This window comes from Mesorhizobium sp. P2_H9, from assembly GCF_056403215.1.
Window position 1 is genome coordinate 81,224 of sequence record NZ_JBFUFX010000003.1, and the last position, 23,221, is coordinate 104,444.

23 protein-coding genes are annotated in these 23,221 nt (G+C 61.8%); 7 read left to right on the forward strand and 16 right to left on the reverse strand.

All coding sequences use genetic code 11. From position 1 onward, the window contains the following. Window positions 1-6 precede the first annotated feature (6 nt). The 10 genes from fabZ to AC1DXN_RS06320 form a co-directional block, all read right to left on the reverse strand. Window positions 7-474, reverse strand: a complete 468-nt coding sequence (gene fabZ, locus AC1DXN_RS06275) for a 3-hydroxyacyl-ACP dehydratase FabZ (RefSeq protein ID WP_477247205.1) — start codon at window positions 472-474, stop codon at window positions 7-9. Then, window positions 467-1,525, reverse strand: coding sequence for a UDP-3-O-(3-hydroxymyristoyl)glucosamine N-acyltransferase (gene lpxD / locus AC1DXN_RS06280; protein WP_477269661.1), 1,059 nt, complete (start codon window positions 1,523-1,525; stop codon window positions 467-469). Before lpxD ends, fabZ begins: the two co-directional genes overlap by 8 nt. Window positions 1,526-1,601: 76 nt before the next feature. Next, the gene (bamA, locus tag AC1DXN_RS06285; protein WP_477269659.1) at window positions 1,602-3,965 is read right to left on the reverse strand and encodes an outer membrane protein assembly factor BamA; all 2,364 of its coding nucleotides are present in this window, start codon (window positions 3,963-3,965) and stop codon (window positions 1,602-1,604) included. Window positions 3,966-4,182: 217 nt separating this feature from the next. After that, the gene (gene rseP, locus AC1DXN_RS06290) at window positions 4,183-5,325 is read right to left on the reverse strand and encodes an RIP metalloprotease RseP (RefSeq protein ID WP_477269656.1); all 1,143 of its coding nucleotides are present in this window, start codon (window positions 5,323-5,325) and stop codon (window positions 4,183-4,185) included. 102 nt (window positions 5,326-5,427) lie between these two features. Continuing rightward, complete coding sequence (locus tag AC1DXN_RS06295) at window positions 5,428-6,243, reverse strand: phosphatidate cytidylyltransferase (RefSeq protein WP_477269654.1); 816 nt, start codon at window positions 6,241-6,243, stop codon at window positions 5,428-5,430. Window positions 6,244-6,254: 11 nt separating this feature from the next. Beyond that, window positions 6,255-6,974 (reverse strand): isoprenyl transferase, encoded by a 720-nt coding sequence (locus AC1DXN_RS06300; RefSeq protein ID WP_477269652.1) that lies wholly within the window; start codon window positions 6,972-6,974, stop codon window positions 6,255-6,257. 32 nt (window positions 6,975-7,006) lie between these two features. Next, window positions 7,007-7,561 (reverse strand): ribosome recycling factor, encoded by a 555-nt coding sequence (gene frr / locus AC1DXN_RS06305; RefSeq protein WP_477247111.1) that lies wholly within the window; start codon window positions 7,559-7,561, stop codon window positions 7,007-7,009. 88 nt (window positions 7,562-7,649) lie between these two features. Further along, window positions 7,650-8,372 (reverse strand): UMP kinase, encoded by a 723-nt coding sequence (gene pyrH / locus AC1DXN_RS06310; protein ID WP_477247113.1) that lies wholly within the window; start codon window positions 8,370-8,372, stop codon window positions 7,650-7,652. Between the two features lie 158 nt (window positions 8,373-8,530). Continuing rightward, window positions 8,531-9,640: an aldo/keto reductase gene (locus tag AC1DXN_RS06315; protein WP_477269650.1), complete on the reverse strand. Its 1,110-nt coding sequence runs from the start codon at window positions 9,638-9,640 to the stop codon at window positions 8,531-8,533. Beyond that, a complete protein-coding gene (locus AC1DXN_RS06320; protein ID WP_477269648.1) occupies window positions 9,637-10,200 on the reverse strand; it encodes a nuclear transport factor 2 family protein in 564 nt (187 codons plus the stop codon). Before AC1DXN_RS06320 ends, AC1DXN_RS06315 begins: the two co-directional genes overlap by 4 nt. 115 nt (window positions 10,201-10,315) lie before the next feature. Here AC1DXN_RS06320 and AC1DXN_RS06325 point away from each other — a divergent pair, with 115 nt between their 5' ends. After that, a complete protein-coding gene (locus tag AC1DXN_RS06325) occupies window positions 10,316-11,242 on the forward strand; it encodes a LysR family transcriptional regulator (protein ID WP_477269646.1) in 927 nt (308 codons plus the stop codon). A 36-nt stretch (window positions 11,243-11,278) separates the two neighbouring features. On the opposite strand, the gene tsf is transcribed toward AC1DXN_RS06325, so the two are convergent. From tsf to AC1DXN_RS06350, 5 genes are all read right to left on the reverse strand, one after another. Next, a complete protein-coding gene (tsf, locus tag AC1DXN_RS06330) occupies window positions 11,279-12,199 on the reverse strand; it encodes a translation elongation factor Ts (protein ID WP_477269644.1) in 921 nt (306 codons plus the stop codon). A gap of 119 nt (window positions 12,200-12,318) precedes the next feature. Beyond that, the gene (gene rpsB, locus AC1DXN_RS06335) at window positions 12,319-13,101 is read right to left on the reverse strand and encodes a 30S ribosomal protein S2 (RefSeq protein ID WP_477247122.1); all 783 of its coding nucleotides are present in this window, start codon (window positions 13,099-13,101) and stop codon (window positions 12,319-12,321) included. A 176-nt stretch (window positions 13,102-13,277) separates the two neighbouring features. Beyond that, on the reverse strand, window positions 13,278-13,889 hold the full coding sequence (locus AC1DXN_RS06340; protein ID WP_477269642.1) for a LysE family translocator: 612 nt from the start codon (window positions 13,887-13,889) through the stop codon (window positions 13,278-13,280). Beyond that, window positions 13,886-14,164 (reverse strand): DUF4031 domain-containing protein, encoded by a 279-nt coding sequence (locus AC1DXN_RS06345; RefSeq protein ID WP_477269641.1) that lies wholly within the window; start codon window positions 14,162-14,164, stop codon window positions 13,886-13,888. The genes AC1DXN_RS06340 and AC1DXN_RS06345 overlap by 4 nt, the downstream gene beginning before the upstream one ends. A 15-nt stretch (window positions 14,165-14,179) precedes the next feature. Next, a complete protein-coding gene (locus AC1DXN_RS06350; protein ID WP_477269639.1) occupies window positions 14,180-15,007 on the reverse strand; it encodes a cell envelope integrity EipB family protein in 828 nt (275 codons plus the stop codon). A gap of 139 nt (window positions 15,008-15,146) precedes the next feature. On the opposite strand from AC1DXN_RS06350, the gene AC1DXN_RS06355 reads away from it, so the two are divergent. From AC1DXN_RS06355 to AC1DXN_RS06380, 6 genes are all read left to right on the forward strand, one after another. Continuing rightward, window positions 15,147-15,611, forward strand: coding sequence for a RidA family protein (locus AC1DXN_RS06355; RefSeq protein ID WP_477269637.1), 465 nt, complete (start codon window positions 15,147-15,149; stop codon window positions 15,609-15,611). A gap of 7 nt (window positions 15,612-15,618) precedes the next feature. Next, window positions 15,619-16,347 carry a glycerophosphodiester phosphodiesterase gene (locus tag AC1DXN_RS06360; protein ID WP_477269635.1) on the forward strand — a complete coding sequence of 243 codons (729 nt, stop codon included), beginning with the start codon at window positions 15,619-15,621 and terminating at the stop codon, window positions 16,345-16,347. A 42-nt stretch (window positions 16,348-16,389) separates the two neighbouring features. Then, complete coding sequence (locus AC1DXN_RS06365) at window positions 16,390-17,604, forward strand: GNAT family N-acetyltransferase (RefSeq protein WP_477269633.1); 1,215 nt, start codon at window positions 16,390-16,392, stop codon at window positions 17,602-17,604. Between the two features lie 86 nt (window positions 17,605-17,690). After that, window positions 17,691-18,128, forward strand: coding sequence for an HIT family protein (locus AC1DXN_RS06370; RefSeq protein WP_477269631.1), 438 nt, complete (start codon window positions 17,691-17,693; stop codon window positions 18,126-18,128). A 145-nt stretch (window positions 18,129-18,273) separates the two neighbouring features. Continuing rightward, window positions 18,274-19,413 carry a phosphatase PAP2 family protein gene (locus AC1DXN_RS06375; protein WP_477269629.1) on the forward strand — a complete coding sequence of 380 codons (1,140 nt, stop codon included), beginning with the start codon at window positions 18,274-18,276 and terminating at the stop codon, window positions 19,411-19,413. 257 nt (window positions 19,414-19,670) lie between these two features. After that, the gene (locus tag AC1DXN_RS06380; protein ID WP_477269627.1) at window positions 19,671-20,702 is read left to right on the forward strand and encodes a phosphatase PAP2 family protein; all 1,032 of its coding nucleotides are present in this window, start codon (window positions 19,671-19,673) and stop codon (window positions 20,700-20,702) included. Between the two features lie 42 nt (window positions 20,703-20,744). On the opposite strand, the gene clpA is transcribed toward AC1DXN_RS06380, so the two are convergent. Beyond that, a complete protein-coding gene (gene clpA, locus AC1DXN_RS06385; protein ID WP_477269625.1) occupies window positions 20,745-23,216 on the reverse strand; it encodes an ATP-dependent Clp protease ATP-binding subunit ClpA in 2,472 nt (823 codons plus the stop codon). Between the last annotated feature and the right edge of the window lie 5 nt (window positions 23,217-23,221).

Genomic DNA, 23,221 nt, shown 5'->3' on the forward strand with positions numbered 1-23,221 from the left:
CGATCGTCAGCCGCTGGTGACCATCATCGCCGAAATCTCGGCTTCAGCGGCCTTGGCGCCGTCGACCAGAGCTTCACAGGCGAATTTGAGCAGATTGCCACGTTTCTTGATTTTTTTGACATAGATTTTCAACTGGTCGCCAGGGACGACCGGCTTTCTGAATTTGGCGTTGTCGATGGTCAGGAAATAGACCAGGGATGGTTTTTCGGCGGCAAGGCTGCGGATGCAGATGGCGCCGGCGGTTTGCGCCATTGCCTCGACGATCAGCACACCCGGCATCACCGGCTGGTCCGGGAAATGACCTTGGAAATGCGGCTCGTTTATGGTGACGTTCTTGATGCCGACGGCGGAGTCATCGCCATCGATGTCGATGATGCGATCGATCATCAGGAACGGATAGCGATGCGGCAGGAGCTTCATCAGCCCCAGTATGTCAACCGCCTCCAGCGTCGTCGCCGCCGTCATATCAGCTATTCCCCCCGTCGCCCTGCTTGCGCGTCCTGGCCAGCTTGCGCAGCATGGCAATCTCGCGCATGGCTTCCGCCATCGGCTGGGCCGGATAGCCCCCCCAGATCTCGCCGGCAGGCACGTTGCTCATAAATCCACTTCTCGCAGCAAGCTTGGCCCCTGCCCCTATGGTCAAATGATCCGCAAGACCGACACCGCCGCCCATGGTGACGTTGTCGCCTACAGTTACGGAACCGGAAATACCCGAAAGCCCGGCTATAATGCAATTGCGGCCGATGCGAACGTTATGGGCGATCTGCACCAGATTGTCGATCTTGGTGCCCTGGCCGATGATGGTATCGGACATGGCGCCGCGATCGACCGTTGTGTTCGAGCCGATCTCGACATCGTCCTGGATGATGACACGGCCGATCTGCGGGACGCGCTCCGGCCCCTTGGCGCCGCCCACGAAACCAAAGCCATCCTGTCCGACGCGGGCGCCGCCATGGATGATGACGCGGTTGCCGATCAGCGCATACTGGATGCTGGTGCCCGGGCCGATGTAGCCGTCGCGGCCGATCTGGCAGGAAGGACCGATCACCGCATTGGGAGCAACGACGGTTCCGCAGCCGATGGACGCGCGAGGTCCGATGACAGCACCGGCCTCGATGATCGCACCGGCCTCGACATGCGCCGTCGGGTCAACATGGGCATGCGGCGAGACGCCAGTTTCGCTGGTCATCGGCCCCGGAGTGGCAGCTGCCGGGAAAAGCAGGCGTCCGACCATCGCGAAAGCCTGTTGCGGACGCGGATGGACCAGAACTGCAATGCCCGCCGGTGCCTTGGCGGCAAATTCGGCGGGACAGAGAACGGCCGCAGCCCTCAGGGACTGCATCAGCGCAAAGTTGCGCTTGCCGTCGACGAAGACGAGCGCACCCTCGCCGCCCTCGTTCGCCGGCGCCAGGGCCGCGATCGATATTTGAGATTGGCCGGAATCGACAAGCTGCGCGCCGGTCAGATTCGCGACTTCGCCAGCCGTATACCGGCGTGAGGGCGCGAAGAACACCGGATCGGTCATTCCAAAAGCTATATCCAGCTAGATCGGATCACTCTCTTCCGGGCCCCAACGGCCCGGAAGCATCGTTACCCGCTGATCAGAAACGGCTCGACATGCCGAAGTTGAATTCCTGCACGTCGTCGGAAGCCTGCTTCTTGACCGGGATCGCATAGTCGATGCGGATCGGGCCAAAAGGCGATGCCCACATCAAGCCCACGCCAACCGAGGCCCGCAACTCCATGCCCGTTGACGTCGGATCGACACCGGTCACCTTGTTGCCATAGAGCGTCGCCGCGTCGGCAAAGACCGCGCCGCGCAGGCCGAAGCTTTCCGGGATGACCGGCAGCGGGAACTGGGCTTCAGCCGAAGCATTGAAATAGGTGGTGCCGCCGAGATGGTCACCGCTGGTGCCCAAGGCCACCGGCCCGATACCGCCATAGGCAAAGCCACGGATCATGCGGTCACTGCTCTGGAAATGGTCGAAGACGCGCAAGTTGTCATCGCCGTAGCCATAGATATAGCCAGCGCCACCCGAGACAAGCCCGACAAGATCCAGCTGTTCCGACAGGGTCTGGTAGACACTTGTGCGGCCGGTGACCTTGACGAATTTCGCGTCGCCACCAAGGCCGGCTACTTCAGTGGTGATGTTGGCGAAGATACCCTCATGCGGGCTCTTCATGTCGTCGATGGTGTTGTAGGACAGACCAAGGCTGACCGACGACTTTATCCATGGGCTTTGGGCCACACCATCCAGGATCGCCGTGGAGATGGTGCATTTGCTTGGATCGTAGATACCACTGGTCAAGCAAGTGTCTGCGATCGAGTATTTTTCCTGCGCGATATTGTACGCCAGTTGGGTCGAGATGTTGTCGGTGATCGGCAGGCCAAAGCGAACCGTCGCCCCCAACGTCTCGCTATCGTAGTGGGCGTAATTCCGGGTCTGCTGGAAGATGTCGAAACCGGCGGCAATGCGCCGCCCAAGGAAATAGGGCTCGGTGAAGGACAGGCTGTAGTCGCGCGAATTCTTGCCGCCACCCGCCGAGAGCTTGATGAACTGGCCGCGGCCGAGGAAGTTGCGCTCGGTGATCGAGCCTTCGACGGACGGACCTGCCGTGTCGCCACCGGTCGAATAGCCGGCGCCGACCGAGAACTCGCCGGTCGACTTCTCGACCACGTCAACCACCAGCACTACTTGGTCGGGCTCGGATCCGGGCACGGTCGAGATGTCGACTTTCTCAAAGTAATTGAGCGCTTCCAGCCGCTTCTTCGCGCGCTGGATGAGAACCTGGTTGAAGGCGTCGCCTTCACTGACATCGAATTCGCGACGAATGACATAGTCACGCGTCCGGTCGTTGCCGCGGATCTCGATGCGCTCGATATAGGCCTTGGTGCCCTGGTCGACGGTGTAGACGACCGAAATGGTGTGGTTCTCGAAGTTGCGATCGCCACGCGGCGTCACCTGGGCAAAGGCATAGCCGGAACCCGCGACCTTCTCGGTCAGCGCGATGATGCTATCCTCGACATCCTTAGCGTTGTAGACGTCGCCCTTGTGAGTTTCGACCACCGACTCCAGTGATTTCGAGTCGACTTCGGGGATCGTGCTCTCGACGCTGACGTCACCGAAAGTGTAGCGGTCGCCTTCCTGCACGGTGATGGTGACCGTGTACTTGTTTGTCGTGTCGTCGAGTTCGCCGACCGCGGAAACAACCTGGAAATCGGCATAGCCGTGATTGTAGTAGAAGCGACGCAGCAATTCCTGGTCGGCGCGCAGCTTGTCCTCGTCATAGACGTCGTCACGCAGCACGAAGGACAGGAAAGTCGAGCGCTTGGTGGCGATGACATCGGACAAACGGCGGCTCGAATAGGCGCTGTTGCCGACGAAATTGATCGAAGCGATCTGAGTGCGACCGCCTTCATTGATGTTGAAGACCACGTTCACGCGATTGTCGCCGAGATCCATGATCTGAGTGGTGACAGCGGCGTCATCACGGCCGATTCGCTTGTAGGCGGCCTTGACCGCCTCGACGTCGGCATCGAGCGCCGCCTGCGAGAACGTGCCGCGCGGCTTCAGCTGGACCGCAGCCGCAAGGGCGGCATCCTTGAGCTTCTTGTTGCCCTGGAACAGGACCTGGTTGACGACCTGGTATTCCGAAACCTTGATGACCAGCGTTGAACCGACCTGGTTGATCTGGACGTCCGAGAACAGTCCGGTGCCGAACAGAGCCTTGACCGCATCATCGATATCGGAGCTGGAAAAGGCCTTGCCGGGCTTGATGGTGACATAGTTGCGGATGGTGTCGGCGTCGACACGCTGATTGCCGCTGACTTCCACTCTGCTGACAACAGCGGCCTCTGCCGCGGATGTGGCAACGAACTGCACTGCGAGCGCGCCTGGCACAACCAGAGCGGCGGACAAGGCCACCGCGGACGCGGCGCTCAGAAACTTGGATGCTGCCTTCATCGGGCTTTTGTACCTTTTCTCGAAGTCCCCACGGCGAGAAAACCGGACGTGCGGTAATTTCTCCTACCGTATTAACCGGATTTTCCCTACACGCAAGGCTTCTGGTTAATTTGTAATTACTTAACCCTGGTGCGTGGCTTTCGCGTCACTCATACCCCCCTGCATGGTAAACGGCGTCTCAACGTTGGTCGTGCCGAAGTCAAATTCCTTCATGATTTCAGCACCCAAACAGATCGTTCCAGAAAACGAACACCATGAAGCCGAGCACCAGAAGCAGGCCGCCCCTGTAGACCATTTCCATCATCCGTTCCGACACTGGCCGCCGGATGACAGCCTCCACGCCGTAGAACAGGAGATGGCCGCCGTCGAGGGGGGGAATCGGCAGAAGGTTGAGAAACCCTATCCCGACCGACAGCCCGGCAACGAGTTGCACCAGCCACAGGAAGCCCAGTTTTGCCGCCTGCCCCGACATCTTCGCGATCTTGATCGGGCCGCCCAGCTGGCATTTGTCTTCGCGGCCGACGACGAATCGCTGTAGGAACTGGCCGGTGCGCTGAATGAGGTGCCCCGTCTCCTCGACGGCCGCCCCTACCGCTCCGACGGGGCTGTAGGTGATCAGCCTGGGTTGGCCGACTTCATTGTTGTTGACGACGCCGATTACCGCCACCTTGCCCTTGTTGCCCAGCGCATCCGTCTGCTCCATCGGTTCCGGCGTCGCCGTTACGGTGACCTCCTTGCCGTCGCGCAGCATGATGAACGTGATGGCATCGCCGCCGCGGCCCGAAACCAGGCGCTGGACGTCGGCGAAGGTCTCGACCTTGCTGCCGTCGACAGCAACGAATCGGTCGCCGGGCAGAATGCCGGCCCTTTCCGCCGGACTGCCGGCAGTAACTTGAGCCACCATCGGCTCCATCACGGGGCGACCATAGGCGGAAAACAGCACGGCGAAGACGGCGATCGTCAGCAGGAAATTGAACAGCGGCCCGGCCACCACCGTGGCCGCGCGCTTCCAGATCGGCTGCGTGTGGAAGGCAATCTTGCGCTCCGCATCGGTCAGCGTTTCCAGATCTTCCGCGCTGGGCTGGCTCGACGTGGCGTTCATGTCGCCGACGAATTTGACATAGCCGCCAAGCGGTATGGCGCAGAGCTTCCAGCGCGTGCCATGACTGTCGTTGAAGCCGAAAAGTTCGGGGCCGAAGCCGATCGAAAAGGCTTTCACGCCGATGCCGCACCAGCGACCGACGAGGTAGTGACCCATTTCGTGGACGAACACGACCACGGTCAGCACGAACAGGAAAGGCACCAGCGTGCCGAGGACGAAGCCTTGCGTGCTGAAAACCGCGTGAAGAATCTCGTTCAATTCATGCCCTCAAATTCATCCGCAGCGCAGCTCGCGCCGCGACTGTGACATCAATCCGGGCGAATCCGTGGCGCACGCCATTCTTCGCCCTGAAAATGCTGCTCAAGCCGGAAACAACCCCTGCGCCGGATGATCGGCGGTCGCCGAAATCCAACCGATGACGTACAGGGCGAAGGCCGCCGCGACAAGCCCGTCGACCCTGTCCATGACACCGCCATGGCCCGGTATCAGCGCGCTGGAATCCTTGCGGCCGTGGCGGCGCTTGACCCATGATTCGAAAAGGTCGCCGGCCTGGGCGACGATCGACAGCACCAGCGCAACCAGGCCAAGGACACCAAGATTGCCGGCTCCTGCCGCAGCGGCCAATAGCACCCCCGCGACTACGCCGCCGACGGCGCCGCCGAGCGCACCGCTCTGCGTCTTGCCGGGTGAAATCGACGGCGCCAGCTTCGGGCCGCCGACAGCGCGGCCGACGAAATAGGCAAAAATGTCGGTCGCCCATACCACCGCGAACAGAAACAGGATCGCAATCAGGCCGGAATGGTCGCCGTCGCGCAACAGCGCCAGCGAAAGACCGGAAACAGCGGCATAGGCAAGGCCAGGAGCATCCCACCGGGTTGTTCCGCCAATCCGTGCGGCGACAGAAGTGACGACAACAAGGGCCACGACAAGAGGCAGCAACCAGGACGCCGGCAGGCCGGCGATCAAGGCACCAATGAAAACAAGAAGCAGCACTTCCGGCAGAAAGCCGAGGCCCGCAATGGCGGCCGGGCGCGACATGCGCGTCCATTCATAGAAGATCACCGCCGCCATGGCAGCGCAAAGCAAACGGAACGACAACCCGCCGAGCCAGGTCAAGCCAAGGGCAATCGCGGCCAGAACGACTGCCGAGACGACACGAAGCTGGAGATTGCTCATGCCGGCGCCGGTCACGATGCGACGTCTTGGGCGGCAAGTCCGCCAAAACGGCGCTCGCGGCCGGCGAAATCGCGCAATGCGTCAGCCAGATGCTCACGACTGAAGTCGGGCCAGTAGCAAGGCAGGAAGACAAGTTCGCTGTAGGCTGCCTGCCACAAAAGGAAGTTCGACAGCCGAAGCTCGCCGCTGGTGCGTATGACCAATTCCGGATCGGGAATGCCTTGCGTGTCGAGGGAGCCGGCAAAGGATTCGACTGATATCGCCTCGCTGGCGAGTTCGCCGCGCGCCACGGCCTCAGCGAGCTTGCGCGCCGCGCGCACGATCTCGTCGCGACCGCCATAATTGAACGCGATGACCAGGGTCAGCGACTCGTTGCCAGCGGTCAGCGATTCGGCCTCTTCGAGCAGGCCCCTGATGTCGGGCTGCAGCCCTGCCCTGTCACCGATGATCCGCACCCGCACGCCGCTCTGGTGCAGCTCGGCAAGGTCGCGGCGGATGAACAGCTTCAACAGACCCATCAGGTCGCTGACTTCGGCTTTCGGCCGCGACCAGTTTTCCGACGAGAAGGCATAGACGGTCAGGAAGGAGATGCCGAGACCGGGGGCTGCGCGCACCGTCTTGCGTAGCGCCTCGACGCCGGCGCGATGGCCGGCGAGCCGCGGCATGCCGCGCGCCTTGGCCCAGCGTCCGTTTCCGTCCATGATGATCGCGACATGCGCGGGCGTTGTCATGTTCTCGCTTTCGGGCCAGCCGAGGCCAGACCCTAAACCTGCATGATTTCAGCTTCCTTATCGGAAAGCAGGTGGTCGATGGTGCTGATCGTCTCGTCGGTCAGCTTCTGGACCTGATCGGAGCGCTTGCGCTGATCGTCCTCGCTGATATCGCCGTCCTTTTCCGCCTTCTTCAGGAAATCCATACCGTCGCGGCGGACATGGCGCACGGCGACGCGGGCATTCTCGGCATAGCCATGCGAAATCTTGACCAGCTCCTTGCGGCGCTGCTCGTTGAGCTCCGGCAGCGGAATTCTGAGATTGGTACCGTCGACGATCGGGTTGAAGCCGAGATTGGATTCGCGGATGGCACGGTCGACAGCGCCGACCATCGACTTGTCCCAGACCGAAACCGAGATCATGCGCGGCTCCGGCACCGACACATTCGCCACCTGGTTGATCGGCATGGTGGTGCCGTATGCCTGGACCTGGATGGCGTCGAGCAGGTTGCCGGAGGCGCGGCCGGTGCGCAGCGAAGCCAGGTCGTGCCTGAATGCGGCGATTGCGCCATCCATGCGCCGCTTGAGGTCGTCGAACTCACCACTCATCATTGTCTCCTCGACCCGTTTGCCCGGGTTCACTGCTTGTGTTCGAGCCTCGCTCCGAAAACCCCGGTTTTCGGGATCATGCTCCGGATCAATCGTCGGCAACGACCGTACAACGGCCGCCGCCCCTCAGAATGTCGCCAAAACCACCCTTTTCGTGGATCGAATAGACGATTATCGGAATGTTGTTTTCGCGCGCAAGTGCAATCGCGGCGGTATCCATGATCGAAAGGCCTTTGTTGATCACTTCGGCATGGCTGATGCGCTCGAAGCGCGTCGCGTGCGGATCCTTCTTGGGATCGGCCGAATAGACACCGTCGACCTGGGTGCCCTTGAACAGCGCGTCGGCGCCGATCTCAGCGGCGCGAAGCGCTGCGGCCGAATCGGTGGTGAAGAACGGATTGCCGGTGCCGCCGGCGAAAATGACGACCTTGCCCTGGTTCATGTAGGCGGTCGCCTGGCGTTGCGAAAAGCTCTCGCAAAGCTCCGGCATGGCGATTGCCGACAGCACCACGGCGTCGACGCCGATCTTGTTCAGCGACGTGCGCAGCGCCAGCGAGTTGATGACGGTGGCGAGCATGCCCATGTGGTCGCCGGTGACGCGGTCGCCGCCCTTGGAGGCTACGGCCACGCCGCGGAAGATGTTGCCGCCGCCGATGACGACGCCGACCTCGATGCCCAAAGCGCGGGCCTCGGCGATGTCGGCGGCGATGCGATCGACCACCGACACGTCGATGCCGAAATGCTGCTCACCCATCAACGCTTCGCCTGACGCTTTCAGCAAGACACGTCGAAAGAGAGGCTTGGCCGTCATCTGGTTCCTCGAAAATCTCGGCGCGGGAATTCGGGAGGCAAAACCGACCCCGCTTCGCCCGGCGGTGCTGTCACGATGCGTTGACCCGATACACGAAGGGCGCGGCGATGTCACGCCGCGCCCTGTCGCAAATTCCCAGCCGTTTCGCGTGCAGCCGATCAGTTGCTGCTGATGCTGACCGCTTCCCCTTCGACAACCACCGGCGGTGCATAGCCGGAAGGCTTATCGCCGGTCGCAGTGCCGCCGGTAACCCTGGCCTGTATCTCGGAACCGAAATACGAATGGGGAAACGGTGCCGGAACGCGGCTGACTGCATCCAGCCGATCGCGAAGGTCGGGAGGAAGCGAGAAGTCCAGCGCCGCGAGATTGTCCTGCAACTGAGCAAGCTTCGTGGCTCCGAGGATGACGGAGGCGATGCCCGGCTGCGTCGCCACCCAGTTGAGTGCGACCTGGGGCATGCTGCGGCCGAGTTCAGCGGCGATTTTTTCGAGTTCGGCCACGATCGCCCAGTTGCGCTGCGTGAATTTCCGGAACCCCGGATGGGTGGTGTTGCGGAAACCATCGAGACGGCCAACGTTTCCGCTCTGGGTCGGCCGGTATTTGCCGCTGAGCAGGCCGCTGGCCAGCGGGCTCCACACCATGATGCCGGCGCCATGGCGCGTGCCGAAGGGCACGAATTCATGCTCGATGGTGCGTTCGGCGAGCGAATATTCGAGCTGCAAAGCCGAGACCGGCTCATAGCCGCGCAGTTCGGCGATCGCCTGCGCCCGACCGGCATACCAGGCCGGCACGTCGGACAGGCCGATATGGCGCACCTTGCCCATGCGGACGAGGTCGTCCAGCGTGCGCATGACCTCTTCGGCCGGCGTCAACCTGTCCCAGACATGCAGGAGATAGAGGTCGATATAGTCGGTGCCCAGCCGCTTCAGTGAGGCGTCCACGGCGCGCAAGATGTTCTTGCGGCCGTTGCCGCCGCCATTCGGATTGCCAGGCTCCGCATTGAAGGTGAACTTGGTGGCGATTACCGCGTTGTCGCGCAGTCCGCGTTCGGCGATGAACTCACCCAGCCAGATCTCGCTGGTGCCGCCGGTGTAGAGATCAGCAGTGTCGAAGAAATTGCCGCCGGCCTCGACATAGGCGTCGAACATGGCGCGAGCGGTTTCTCTATCCGCGCCCCAGCCCCATTCCGTGCCGAAGGTCATCGTGCCCAGCGCCAGCTGGCTGACCCTGAGACCGCTGTTGCCAAGGGTGTAGTAGGTCATGCTCATGATGTCGTTCCGATCCTGATCCGATGTTCAGCGCCGATCCTGCCCGGGGTTGTCTTGACCCAGGGGTTGCCACGCTCATGCGTCATGCGGAAGGTGAAGCCATCCACCTTCCAGCCTGCGCCGGAACGGGTCAGATGGTGTTCGTATGTGCCCCAGACTTCCCACAGCGGGTCGCCATTGCCTTCCATCCTGTTCCAGGCATAGGCGTTGGAAAAGACGGTCGCAGCCTCGGCGGCGAAGACGACCTGATGGTTGGTGCGTAGGTGCAGGCTGGTCTTGCTGCCCCTGAGATTCGCTGCCCAGGCTGCGATCAGGTCGTCCGAGGCGATGGTGGCCGCAGGCTGCCCGCTCAGGCTGCTGAAGTCGACGGCGACGCGGTCGGCGAAAAAGCTGCGGGCGAGCCGCCAATCCTGGGCATCGACGGCGCGATCGATCGCATCGGCGATGCGGATGACGGCACGCTCGTCGGCGAGCGATTCCCGAGGCGGTTCGGCCCCGCCGGCATCGAACGGCGCCAGCGCAAGGTTCGCCGCGAAGGTAATTTGCTTCAACGCATTCATCTCTTTTCTCCTTTGCGCATCGGCCCGCTGCCGATGTGTTGGCGGCAATGTGGAGCAGTTCGCTGGCATCTATAAGATTGCATTGTTCGCAAGCACTATGCGATATCGTTCATGAATGGATCGGGACCTGCTCAGCCATCTGCCCGTCATCGTCGCCGTTGCCCGGCGCGGCGGCTTCGCGCTTGCCGCGGCCGAACTCGGCATGAGCCCGTCTGCGGTCAGCCATGCGGTGCGCCTTGTCGAGGAGCGGATCGGCCAGCCATTGTTCGCGCGCACGACGCGCAACGTCTCATTGACCGAAGCCGGCAAGGCACTGGTGGAGACGGCGGCCCCTGCCCTTCAGGACATTACCGAGCGAATGGACCGGATCCGTGCCATCAAGGGCCGCCCCTCGGGCCTGCTCAGGCTCAACGTTCCCAACATCGCTGTTCCGCTGGCGGTGACGCCGGTGATCGCGGCGATGGCGGAGCGCTATCCGGATGTGACAGTTGAATTGCTCACCGACCAGGGGCTGGTCGACATTGTCGGCGAGGGTTTCGACGCCGGCATCCGGCTGGGCGAAATGATCGCGCAGGACATGGTCACGGTCCGGCTTACGCCGCCGTTTCACGCTGTCATCGTTGCCTCTCCCGCCTATATCGGACGGCATGGCCGTCCACGCAGCGTGGCCGATCTCGCCAACCACAATTGCATCGGCTACCGGCTTGTCCGCTCCGGTGCGCTCTACCGCTGGGACCTGACCGAGGACGGCAAGGATGTCGTTGTGGAGGCGAAAGGTACGGTCATCGTCACGGATTCGCTGGCCGCGATCGATCTGGCGCTTGCCGGAGTCGGTCTAGCCTATGCCTTCGAACCTTTGGCGCGCGCGGATCTTGCCGCAGGCCGGCTGGTGCAGATTCTGCCGCAGACGGCGATCGAGGAGCCCGGCTTGTTTCTCTACTTCCCGCGCCGGGCGGCGATGGCGCCGAAGCTGCGGGCTTTCATCGATACCGCACAAGAGATCGGCCGGACATCCTTGCGGACACCCGGCCGAGTTGCCTGAGCTGAGAAGCCCCTCTTCAGGGCTGTTTCCAAAGGATTATTTCTTCACCGCAGCCGCGACTTCCGCCGCGAAATCGGTCTCTTCCTTCTCGATGCCCTCGCCCAGCGCAAAGCGCAGATAGGCGGTGATCTTGGCCGGAGCGCCGATCTCCTTCTCGGCATCCTTCAGCGCCTTCTCGACGGTGATGTCGGGATTGAGCACGAAAGCCTGCTTCAACAGCACAACCTCTTCGTAGAACTTGCGCATACGGCCCTCGACCATCTTTTCGATGATCGCTTCCGGCTTGCCGGACTGGCGCGCCTGGTCGGAGAAGATCGCCTTCTCGCGCTCGACCGCTGCCGGATCGATCTGCTCTGCGGTCAGCGCCAGCGGGTTGGTGGCGGCGACGTGCATGGCGACCTGGCGCCCAAAGGCGTTGGCGGCATGCTCATTACCCGTGGTCTCGATCGCGACCAGAACGCCGAGCTTGCCAAGACCGTCAGCAACCGCGTTGTGGACGTAGGTGGCAACTGCGCCGTGCGGAACGGTCAGCTTGGCCGAGCGGCGGAAGCCCATGTTTTCGCCAATGGTACCGACGGCGTCCTTGATGGTGTCGGCAACCGACTTGTCCGAACCCGGATACTTTGCGGCAGCCACGGCCTCGGTCGTGCCATAGGCCAGCGCCACCTTGGCAACATTGGCGACGATTTCCTGGAAAGCGGCGTTGCGGGCGACGAAGTCGGTCTCGGAATTGACCTCGACGACAGCAGCCTCGCGGACACCATTGTCGACGCCGATCAGGCCCTCAGCCGCGGTGCGGCCAGCCTTCTTGTCCGCCTTGGAAATGCCCTTCTTGCGCAGCCAGTCGACCGCCTCTTCCATATTGCCGTTGGTCTCGGTCAACGCCGCCTTGCAGTCCATCATGCCCGCGCCGGTCAAGTCGCGGAGTTCTTTGACCTGTGCAGCCGAAATGCTCATTGTCGCCTCTTTGGTTTAAAATGCGCCGACGCACCACCGACTCTCGATGATGCGTCCAACGCCAGCGCTTAGCGCGCCAAAATATGAGAAATATGAAGGCCGGAACCGGCCTTCGATTATCAGGCTTCCGGGGTCTCGGCGGCCGGGGCCGGATCGAGCGCAGGCTCGACCGGAGCTTCGACCGAAGCGCCGATGTCGACGCCGAGCGCGCCCTGCTGGCGGGCGATGCCGTCAAGCGCTGCCTTGGCGATCAGGTCGCAATAGAGCTGGATGGCGCGAGCCGCGTCGTCATTGCCCGGGATCGGGAAGTCGATCTTGTCCGGATCGCAGTTGGAATCGATGATGGCGACAACCGGGATGCCGAGACGCTTGGCCTCGAGGATGGCAATCGCTTCCTTGTTGGTGTCGATGACGAACATCAGATCGGGCGTCGAGCCCATGTCCTTGATGCCGCCGAGCGCCTTGTTGAGCTTCTCGCGCTCGCGATCGAGGTTGAGGCGCTCCTTCTTGGTCAGGCCCTGGGCCTCGCCGGCCAGCATCTCGTCGAGCTTGCGCAAGCGCTGGATCGAGTTCGAGATCGTCTTCCAGTTGGTCAGCATGCCGCCGAGCCAACGCGAGTTGACATAATACTGGGCCGAACGCTGTGCGGCGTCGGCGACGATGTCGGACGCCTGGCGCTTGGTGCCGACGAACAGCACGCGGCCGCCCTTGGCGACGGTGTCGGAAACCTGCTTCAGCGCCTGGTGCAGCAAAGGCACCGTCTGCGAGAGGTCGATGATGTGGATGTTGTTGCGGGCGCCGTAGATGTAAGGCGCCATCTTCGGGTTCCAGCGGTGGGTCTGGTGGCCGAAGTGAATGCCAGCTTCCAAAAGCTGGCGCATGCTGAAATCAGGCAGTGCCATTCATAGTTCCTTTCCGGTTAGCCTCCACGGACACAGGCATTTTTGGACTTTGTCCTCGAACGCCACCGGAGGTTTCAGCCGGATTTCTCCCGGGCAGACACCAAAGTCCGTGTGTGGAATGAGCGCGCATATAGAGGGGATGCGCGACAAAGGCAAGCGCTGTGGCGCCTCGCGGTTCAGCGTGCGGCGATCAGCGCACCGGTGCCGATCATGGCGCCGCCGGCAAACCTGTTCATCAGCCGCATGCGCCGCGGCGTCCTGAACCAGCCCGAGGCCCGGCCTGCAAGTGCCGCATAGGCGCCCATGGTGACAATGTTGACGCTGATCACCACCGCAATCACCAGCAGCCCGTCAGCGAAGGTCATGGTGTCGAGATCGAGGATCAGCGGCATGATGGAGGCGTGGAACAGGATGGCCTTGGGATTGCCAAGCGCGATCGAGGCGCCGAGGAAAAACGATCGCGACAGCCTTGCCTGTTCTGCCTGCAACCCATCCGATTGCGCGGCGGCCGACCGCCACATCCTGATACCGAGAAAAACCAGATAGGCGGCGCCGGCATATTTCAGGGCGAGAAACACCCATTCGAAGGTCTGGGCCAGCGCCACCAGGCCCAGCAGGGCCAAAGTGACCAGCACCGCGTCTCCGGCGGCGACGCCGAGGCCGGCCATGAAAGCCCTGACAAAGCCGCGCGACACGCCGTTGGTGATGACGGCAAACATCGCCGGGCCTGGTGTGGCGGCGGCGAGCGTGATGGCGACGCAATAGGCCACAAAAGCCGTCAATGTCATGACCTTATCTTCCCTTTCGGTACCCGCACGCGCCGGAAGATCGCGACGATCTCCTCGCGGCTGCATTCAATCGCGCCGAGCCGTACCGCGCGGTCGCGTTCAAAGCCGGTTATGTCATAGTGCGGCGCCGATGTCTTCGGCGGCCCCTGGTAGGACGAGCGCTTGATGCCAAGCTCAGCCGCGAAACGATGCAGTTCGTCGGTGTCGTCGGCCATCAGATGGCACCAGCGATGACCTACCCATTTCCAAATCGCCGCGTCGACATAGACCGCCATGACGGCTTGGCGGCGCTATTTCGCCGGACAGGGCTTCGACTGATCGAACAGCGACAGATTGACCAGCTTGCCGGTCATCGAGAAGTCGCCATAGTCCATGACGAGGTCGCGTGTGATGCCGTTCTCGTGCAGCTTGAAGCTGATCCGGTATTCCGGCACCTCTTCGCCTGACTTGTCGGTTGCGTCGAAATAGGCGATGTCGACCGGCCAGTATTTGTCGGTAGCGAGCTTGGCCAGCGCCGGCGCTTCCGGATCGGCCTTGTCGGCATCCGTCTTCTTGCCGACGACGACAGTGGTGGTCATCACCTTGTTGGCGTCTTCGGAACCGTCGAACAGGTTGGTTTCGTAGAAGCTTTCGCCCTTTTCGGCCTTGCCGATCAATTCGACCAGATGCTGAGTCGGAAACTGGGTGGCCGCCAATTCGAGGCTGCTCTTCTCGGGCTTGTCGATATCGACCTTGAGCCCCTTGGTCTCTTTCGTGGCGATGCCCTTGACCTCCTTGTCGAGGTTCTGGTCGACGAAGGATTTTGTCACGAACGAGAAGGTCTTGCCTTCGGCATCCTCGAAGGTGGTCGTCTGCTGGTCGGTCAGCCTCGTGTTGTCGCTGGTCGCGATCTGGGTGACGAAGCGGAATTTCACCGTATAGCCTTCACAAGGCGAACCGTTGAACTCATAGACCATGCGGCCGGAAATGCCTGTAATGCCGGAGCGATCGGACGCCTTGTCGAGGGTGAGATCGTAGACGGCGCGATGCGCCTGCAGCGCCGGCACGGCGAAGGCGGGAGCCATCGAGAAAACCGCCGGCAGCAGAACGGCGTGAAATGCGAGGCGCGTTGCGCGCATTGAGGTGCTCCGATCGTCGCGGCTGATGGCAGGCCGCAGGGAAAGATGGTCCAGCTTAAAAAAAGTCGTGGCGGAAGCGAGGCAAAAATAGCAATTTCGGCCCCGCCTGAGCGGCGTCATCAAGCAATAGGGAAATACCATGAGTGAAACAATCGAAAAGCGGCTAAGCGATCTCGGCGTGACGCTTCCGGTCGCCGCCGCGCCCGCCGCCAACTATGTGCCCTATTGCCGGACCGGCAATCTGCTGTTCACCGCCGGACAGCTGCCGCTGAAGGACGGCAAGCTGCAGGCGAGCGGGCTGCTCGGCCGCGACGTCGACACGGCGGGCGGCAAGGAAGCGGCAAAATACTGCGCGATCAACATCTTGGCGCAGGCCAAGGCGGCGCTTGGCGATCTGGAAAAGATCCGCCGGCTGGTAAAGATCACCGTCTTCGTCGCCTCGGCGACTGATTTCGTCGAGCAGCACCTGGTTGCCAACGGCGCCTCCGATTTTCTGGTCGCCGCGCTCGGCGATCGCGGCAAGCATGCCCGCTCCGCCGTCGGTACCGCCTCGCTGCCGCTTAATGCCGCAGTGGAAATCGAAGCGATCTTCGAAGTCGAATGAGCCTGACATGACTGATCTTTCCTGGCTCACCGCCCGCCCCGTCGCCCATCGCGGCTTTCACGACATGAACAAGACACGCTGGGAGAACACGCTTTCGGCCTTTGCCGCGGCTGCCGAACGCGGCTACGCGATCGAATGCGATGTGCACCTGTCGTCGGATGGCATTCCGGTCATCATCCACGATGGCGATCTCAAGCGGCTGACCGGCCAGGACGGCTTCGTCTGGCAGCGCACGGCAGCGGAGATGACGGCGCTCAAGATCGGCGCCACATCGGACCATCTGCCGACGCTGCAGGAGGCGCTCGATCTGGTCGATGGCCGCGTGCCGATGGTGGTCGAGCTGAAAGGGGTTGCCGGCCACGACGAAGGTCTGGTGGCGAGCGTCGGCAGGCTGCTCAAGCGCTACAAGGGCAAGGCGGCGATCATGTCGTTCGACCATTGGCTGATCCGCGATTTCCCCAAATACGCGCCTGGCATCCCCGGCGGCCTGACCGCCTATGGCAAGGACGTCAAGCTGATCGAGGCGCATTTCGCCATGCTGGCAAACGAGATTGCCTTCACCTCCTATGCCGCGGGCGACCTGCCGAACCAGTTCGTCTCGTTCGTGCGCGAGAAGCTCAAGATGCCGGTGATCACCTGGACCGTGCACGACCAGCCGGCGGTGGACCTGACCTTCAAATATGCCGACCAGATGACGTTCGAAGGCTTCGAACCCGATCACGTCAAAGTTGCCTGAAGCCGGGCTTGTACGGACCCGCGCGGAGCTTAAATAAGCCTCATGGATCAAGGTGATGAAGGCGACGGGCAAGCGGTGGATGCAGAGTATTCGATCCGCGTCGCCGCCGGTATCGGCGCCTTCACCTGCGATGAATGGAACGGTTTTGGCGGCACCACGCGCGGCGACACACAAAATGGCTACAACCCTCTCGTTTCATTCGCTTTTCTGAGTGCGCTTGAGGATTCCGGCTGCGCCGTGCGACGCACCGGCTGGCAAGGCCATCACCTCAGGCTGGAGACGGCGCAAGGCAAGCTGCTCGGCGCCGTGCCGTGCTATCTGAAATCGCACAGCCAGGGCGAATATGTGTTCGACCATGGCTGGTCGGATGCATTCGAGCGCGCCGGCGGGCGCTATTATCCAAAGCTGCAATGCGCCGTGCCGTTCACGCCGGTTACCGGCCCACGCCTGCTGGTCAGCAGGGGCGAAGACAGCCGCACCGTCAAAGCCGGCCTGGCGGCAGGCCTGAAGGCGGTGACGGAAAAGCTCGGCGTGTCCTCCGCGCATGTCACCTTCGCGCCGCAGGACGATGTCGAAGCCCTGGTGGGGGCGGGATTCCTGCATCGCACCGACCAGCAGTTCCACTTCTTCAACGAAAGCTTTTCGAGCTATGACGACTTTCTCGCCACGCTGGCTTCGCGCAAGCGCAAGGCGATGAAGAAAGAGCGGCGCGAAGCGCTCGCCGACGGCATCTCGATCGACTGGCTGACCGGCAAGGACCTAACCGAAAAGGCCTGGGACGATTTCTTTGCCTTCTACATGGATACCGGCAGCCGCAAATGGGGGCGGCCCTATCTCACCCGCGAATTCTTCTCGCTGATCGGCGAACGCATGGCCGAAGACATACTGCTGGTGATGGCCAAGCGCAACGGGCGCTACATTGCCGGTGCCATCAACTTCGTCGGCTCGGACGCGCTCTATGGGCGCAACTGGGGCTGCATCGAGGACCACCCGTTCCTGCATTTCGAGGTCTGCTACCATCAGGCGATCGACTTCGCCATCGAGCGCAAGCTGAAAGTGGTCGAGGCCGGCGCGCAAGGCGAGCACAAGCTGGCGCGCGGCTATCGGCCGGTGACCATGCACTCGGCGCATTACCTGGCGCATCCCGGCTTGCGCAATGCCGTCGCCGACTATCTGAAGCGCGAACGGCGCGAAGTCGAGCGGATGAGCGAATATCTGGAAGAGCACACCCCGTTCCGCAAGGATCTGGCGGAATAGGCGGGTTAAGGTCTCGCCTGATTTTCTTGCTGGTCCGCGGTGGCTTCGCTACACGAGGCGGGACACTACAATCCGGAGCGCCTGCCATGGCTGAAGCCGCCTACGACGCCAGCAACATCTTCGCGAAAATCCTACGGGGTGAGATTCCCTCGCATCGCGTCTACGAAGACGATGCGGTTGTGGCCTTCATGGACGTGATGCCGCAAGGGCCGGGCCATACGCTGGTGGTGCCGAAGGCGCCGTCGCGCAACCTGCTGGATGCCGATCCGGCAACGCTCGGTCCGCTCTTTGTCATCGTGCGGAAGGTGGCGCTGGCGGTCAAAAAAGCTTTTGGCGCCGACGGCGTCACCATCCTGCAGTTCAACGAGCCGGCTTCGGGGCAGACCGTCTACCATCTCCATGTGCATGTGATTCCACGCTTCGAGGGCGTCCCGCTGAAGCCGCATACCGGCGCGATGGAGAAGCCGGAGGTGCTGGCTGCAAATGCCGAACAAATAAGGACACTGCTCGCGGCAAGCCGTTAGGATTTCTTAACCGCAAGTCCGTTTTTGGCGCATGTCGGTCAGTCCATCGCTCTTTCATTAACGATCTTGCAAGCCTCGCCAGTCAATTTTCTGCGCGAGGGGCGCGATGCACAGATCTGCGGGACACTTGCTGAATCCGGCTGGAGTGGCCGACGAAAATGGCCTGCCTGCCATGATCGTGGCGTCGTTCTTTAGACACCGCGCGATCCACACCATAGCCCTCTTCACCCTTGCATTGGGATTTGTCGTCGGCAGCCATACCGGCAACATTCCGGACTTCGGACTGCTTCGAGAATACAGCTTCTACATGTCCGCCTATCTGTGGATCGGGGGATGTGGCTACGCCGCATTCCGTTTGGCCTGGCTGGCCTTCGTCGACAAGTCTCCCTCACCGGGGCATGAATTGCTGGGCTCCATCCGCCAGCTGCTGGCTGACCCAAATCGCCTCGCCAATACAATAAACGGTCTCGCTGCAATCATCGCTTTCCTCTCGGGTTTTGCTGTTCTCAAAGGGGCAATCGCGGTGATCGCACCTTTCTCCTGGGATGAGACGTTGGCACAGTTCAGCCGAAACCTGCACTTCGGCAAAGCTCCGTTCGAATGGCTTTGGTGGCTCGTGAAAAACCCACTTGTCATCCATGTGCTCAACTTCTTTTACAATTTTTGGTTTTTTGTTTTGGTCGCGGCGCTTTTTACGAGCATCGCTGCACGACACGACTCGGTACTGCGCCATCAATTTTTATTGAGTTTCATGCTGGTCTGGCTGGTTGGCGGCTTCTTCATTGCCACGGCGTTTTCGTCAGCAGGCCCATGTTACTATGCCCGACTGGGACTTGGTGACTACTACCAGCCACTGATGGACGCACTGCATTCCGCAAACCGCCAGCACTCGATATGGGCGTTGTCGACACAGGACAGGTTGTGGAGCGGCTATATTGGCACGGCTTCAGGAAGCATGGGCATATCCGCTTTCCCTTCGATGCACGTGGCCACGTCGGTGCTTCTTGCGCTGTACGCCATGCGGCTGTCCAGGTGGCTTGGCGCGATCTCGTGGCTGTTCGCCGCGACGATAATGGTTGGCTCGGTGGTGCTGGGTTGGCACTATGGGATCGACGGCTACGCGGGCGGTTTGATTTCCTTGATTGCCTGGAAAGCAACCGGCTGGTTCTTGTCTTTGCCAAACGCCTGGCCTGCGCGCGAGAACGGAATATCGCCCCAGCTTGCGCGTTCAGATCTTGGCAACAATGGCACGCATCAACCATCCGAAATCATCGCCAGCGTCTGAAATCCCATGGGCTCCGAAGCCGCTGCCGGATCTTATCCGGGGCACCGCTTTGCGAGCGACAGTTGTGAATTCGAATCATCTGCTTAGGAAAGTATCAAACCCTCTCGTTGTAGGGTGCTGACAGGCGACGGGCTTGGGTCTTCGAAATCATGGACAGTTCGGCTGCGGCATCGAGACCGTTGGCGAGGGCAACTGACGGACGTGCTTTCCTTCGCGCGCTGACAGATGCCTATCAGCGGCACCGGCTGTTGCACGCGATGGCCATCGCCGCCCTGCTTCTGGCAACCGCCGCCGGTATGCATACTGGAAAGATGCCGGATTTCGGCGCCTTGAAGGAATACGCGTACTATCTGTTCATCGCTTTCTGGATGTGCGGCTGTGCCTTCGCCGTCGGCAGCTTTTTTCACCTTGCAGTGGTCAAGCGTGATCGCCAGCCACTCGGCACCTTTCTTCGCTCGCTGGGCAGCTTCTTCGGCGACGCCGAGCGGGCGGCCAACAGCCTGAATGGTCTGGCTGCGGTCATTGTCTTCATATCGGCCGTCGGCGTGCTCAAGGGCGCCATTGCCATCCTGTCCCCTTTTGCATGGGATCAGGCTTTGGCTCATGCCGATCGGGCTCTCCACTTCGGTCGCGCGCCCGATGAATGGCTGTGGTTTGTCGTGCAGTCGCCGTTCGCGGTGAGGATGCTCAACATCGCGTATAATTTCTGGTTTGTGGTGCTCGTCGCCACCGTCTTCACCGCCTGTATCACGCGCGAAGACACAAGGCTGCGGCATCAATTCCTGATGAGCTTCATGCTGGCGTGGATATTAGGGGGCTTCTTCCTGGCGATGGGCCTGTCATCGGCAGGTCCATGCTTTTATGAGCGGCTGGGGCTCGGAAGCGACTTTCATCCCTTGATGCAAGCGCTCGCTGCCGCCGATCGCGTCAATCCGATCTGGGCGCTCAGGACACAAAACCTTTTGTGGAGCGGCTATATCGGCGAGACCAGCGGCAGTATCGGGATATCCGCGTTCCCATCCCTGCACGTGGCTATGGCGGTGCTTTTTGCTCTTTACGCAACACGCCGTTCGCGGCTGGCCGGCGTTCTGATGTGGGCGTTCGCCGTTGTCATCATGGTCGGTTCGGTGGTTCTGGGCTGGCACTATGCCCTGGATGGTTATGCGGGCGCGCTGGTATCGCTTACGATCTGGAAGGCGTGCGGATACTTCCTGGCCCGCTTTGCGCCGGGGGAGGGTCTGCTTGCCCCGGCGGCGATCGCTCCCGTCTGCGAACCGCAAGCCCCATAAAAAAGGCCCCGGAACCGGGGCCTTTTTTGACTGGCGAACTGATCAGTTCTTGCGGGGCAGTTGCGGCACCAGGCTGCGCTTGCCGCCATCTTTGCCCTTGGGCTCCGGCTTCTGCGCCACCAGCTTCTTTACCGCCGGCTTTTTCGCCACGGCCTTCTTCAGCTTGGGCGCGTCTTCCGGCTCTTCCTTCTTCGGCTTGACCGGCGCTTCGTCGGCGAGCGATTCGAGCTTCAGGCCGGTTTCTCCGGTCTCCTTCTTCTCGACGGTGACGCGCACCGTGCCGCCCTTCTTCAGCTTGCCGAACAGAACCTCGTCGGCGAGCGGCTTCTTGATGTGCTCCTGGATGACACGGCCAAGAGGCCGGGCACCCATGCGCTCGTCATAGCCCTTGTCGGCCAGCCAGGCGATCGCGTCCGGCGACAGGTCGAAGGTGACGCCGCGTTCGGAAAGCTGGGCCTCGAGCTGCATGACGAACTTCTGCACCACCTGATGGATGACCGGCACCGGCAGCGAGCCGAACGGGATGATCGCATCGAGACGGTTGCGGAACTCCGGCGTGAACAGCCGGTTGATCGCCTCGACATCGTCGCCTTCGCGCTTGGTCGACCCAAAGCCGATCGCCGCGCGCTGCGCATCGGATGCGCCCGCATTGGTGGTCATGATCAGGATGACATTGCGGAAGTCGATCTGCTTGCCGTTGTGGTCGGTCAGCTTGCCGTGGTCCATGACCTGCAACAGGATGTTGAACAGATCCGGATGCGCCTTCTCGACTTCGTCCAGCAACAGCACGCAGTGCGGATGCTGGTCGACGCCGTCGGTCAACAGGCCGCCCTGGTCGAAGCCTACATAGCCGGGAGGCGCGCCGATCAGCCGCGAGACGGTGTGGCGTTCCATGTACTCCGACATGTCGAAGCGGATCAGTTCGACGCCGAGCGAGGCGGCGAGCTGCTTGGCCACTTCGGTCTTGCCGACGCCGGTCGGGCCAGAGAACAAATACGAGCCGATCGGCTTTTCCGGTTCACGCAGGCCGGCACGCGCCAGCTTGATCGCCGATGTCAGCGCGCTGATGGCGGTGTCCTGACCATAGACGACGCGCTTCAACTCGATATCGAGGCCTTGCAGCACCTTCTCGTCGTCGGCCGAAACCGTCTTCGGCGGAATGCGGGCCATGGTGGCGATCGTCGCTTCGATCTCCTTGATGCCGATGGTCTTCTTGCGCTTGGCTTCCGGCACCAGCATCTGCGAGGCGCCGGTCTCGTCGATCACGTCGATCGCCTTGTCCGGCAGCTTGCGGTCGTTGATGTAGCGCGCCGACAGCTCCACCGAGGCCTTGATCGCCTCGTTGGTGAACTTCACCTTGTGGAATTCCTCATAATAGGGCTTGAGGCCCTTCATGATCTCGATGGCGTCCTCGATGGTCGGCTCGTTGACGTCGATCTTCTGGAAGCGCCGCACCAGTGCGCGGTCCTTTTCGAAGAACTGGCGGAACTCCTTGTAGGTGGTCGAGCCGATGCAGCGGATGGCGCCTGACGACAGTGCCGGCTTCAACAGGTTCGACGCGTCCATGGCGCCGCCCGATGTCGCCCCTGCCCCGATCACGGTGTGGATCTCGTCGATGAACAGCACCGCGCCCGGATAATCCTCGAGCTCCTTGACGACCTGCTTCAGCCGTTCTTCGAAATCGCCGCGATAGCGGGTGCCGGCCAAAAGCGTGCCCATGTCGAGCGCGAAGATGGTGGCGTTGTGCAGCACTTCGGGAACGTCGCCCTCGACGATGCGCTTGGCGAGGCCTTCGGCGATCGCCGTCTTGCCGACGCCGGGATCACCGACATAGAGCGGGTTGTTCTTGGAGCGGCGGCACAGCACCTGGATGGTGCGGTTGATCTCGGACTCGCGGCCGATCAGCGGATCGATCTTGCCAGCCTTGGCCTTGTTGTTGAGGTTGACGCAATAGGCGGTCAGCGCGTCCTGCTGCTGCTTCTTCTTGCCGCCTTCCTCTTGCGGCTCGGCGCCGTTCTGGCCGTTGCCCTGCTCATCATCGGCGCCGCGCGGCGAGCGCGTTTCCGAGGCGCCGGGACGCTTGGCGATGCCATGCGAGATATAGTTGACCGCGTCGTAGCGGGTCATCTGCTGTTCCTGCAGGAAATAGGCGGCATGGCTCTCGCGCTCGGCGAAGATGGCGACGAGCACGTTGGCGCCGGACACTTCCTCGCGGCCGGACGACTGCACATGGATTACCGCGCGCTGGATGACGCGCTGGAAGCCGGCCGTCGGCTTGGAGTCCTCGTCGTAGCCGGTGACGAGATTGTCGAGTTCGGTATCGATATAGGTGAGAACCGTGTGCTTGAGTTCATCGAGATCGACATTGCAGGCGCGCATGACGGCGGCCGCCTCGGTGTCGTCGATGAGCGCGAGCAGCAGATGTTCAAGGGTTGCGTATTCATGGTGCCGCTCATTGGCGAGCGTCAGCGCCTGGTGGAGCGCCTTTTCCAGGCCTTGGGAGAAAGCCGGCATGTTAC

Excerpts from the sequence above, each read along its gene's own strand:
- AC1DXN_RS06360 (WP_477269635.1), top strand. The coding sequence starts at position 15,619 with ATGACTGATCTTTCCTGGCTCACCGCCCGCCCCGTCGCCCATCGCGGC.
- tsf (WP_477269644.1), bottom strand. The coding sequence starts at position 12,199 with ATGAGCATTTCGGCTGCACAGGTCAAAGAACTCCGCGACTTGACCGGC.
- pyrH (WP_477247113.1), bottom strand. The coding sequence starts at position 8,372 with ATGACGGCCAAGCCTCTCTTTCGACGTGTCTTGCTGAAAGCGTCAGGC.
- AC1DXN_RS06345 (WP_477269641.1), bottom strand. The coding sequence starts at position 14,164 with ATGGCGGTCTATGTCGACGCGGCGATTTGGAAATGGGTAGGTCATCGC.
- AC1DXN_RS06380 (WP_477269627.1), top strand. The coding sequence starts at position 19,671 with ATGGCCATCGCCGCCCTGCTTCTGGCAACCGCCGCCGGTATGCATACT.
- lpxD (WP_477269661.1), bottom strand. The coding sequence starts at position 1,525 with ATGACCGATCCGGTGTTCTTCGCGCCCTCACGCCGGTATACGGCTGGC.
- AC1DXN_RS06325 (WP_477269646.1), top strand. The coding sequence starts at position 10,316 with ATGGATCGGGACCTGCTCAGCCATCTGCCCGTCATCGTCGCCGTTGCC.
- AC1DXN_RS06365 (WP_477269633.1), top strand. The coding sequence starts at position 16,390 with ATGGATCAAGGTGATGAAGGCGACGGGCAAGCGGTGGATGCAGAGTAT.
- frr (WP_477247111.1), bottom strand. The coding sequence starts at position 7,561 with ATGAGTGGTGAGTTCGACGACCTCAAGCGGCGCATGGATGGCGCAATC.
- clpA (WP_477269625.1), bottom strand. The coding sequence starts at position 23,216 with ATGCCGGCTTTCTCCCAAGGCCTGGAAAAGGCGCTCCACCAGGCGCTG.
- AC1DXN_RS06295 (WP_477269654.1), bottom strand. The coding sequence starts at position 6,243 with ATGAGCAATCTCCAGCTTCGTGTCGTCTCGGCAGTCGTTCTGGCCGCG.
- AC1DXN_RS06355 (WP_477269637.1), top strand. The coding sequence starts at position 15,147 with ATGAGTGAAACAATCGAAAAGCGGCTAAGCGATCTCGGCGTGACGCTT.
- AC1DXN_RS06300 (WP_477269652.1), bottom strand. The coding sequence starts at position 6,974 with ATGACAACGCCCGCGCATGTCGCGATCATCATGGACGGAAACGGACGC.
- AC1DXN_RS06350 (WP_477269639.1), bottom strand. The coding sequence starts at position 15,007 with ATGCGCGCAACGCGCCTCGCATTTCACGCCGTTCTGCTGCCGGCGGTT.
- rpsB (WP_477247122.1), bottom strand. The coding sequence starts at position 13,101 with ATGGCACTGCCTGATTTCAGCATGCGCCAGCTTTTGGAAGCTGGCATT.
- AC1DXN_RS06315 (WP_477269650.1), bottom strand. The coding sequence starts at position 9,640 with ATGAGCATGACCTACTACACCCTTGGCAACAGCGGTCTCAGGGTCAGC.
- AC1DXN_RS06320 (WP_477269648.1), bottom strand. The coding sequence starts at position 10,200 with ATGAATGCGTTGAAGCAAATTACCTTCGCGGCGAACCTTGCGCTGGCG.
- bamA (WP_477269659.1), bottom strand. The coding sequence starts at position 3,965 with ATGAAGGCAGCATCCAAGTTTCTGAGCGCCGCGTCCGCGGTGGCCTTG.
- AC1DXN_RS06370 (WP_477269631.1), top strand. The coding sequence starts at position 17,691 with ATGGCTGAAGCCGCCTACGACGCCAGCAACATCTTCGCGAAAATCCTA.
- AC1DXN_RS06340 (WP_477269642.1), bottom strand. The coding sequence starts at position 13,889 with ATGACATTGACGGCTTTTGTGGCCTATTGCGTCGCCATCACGCTCGCC.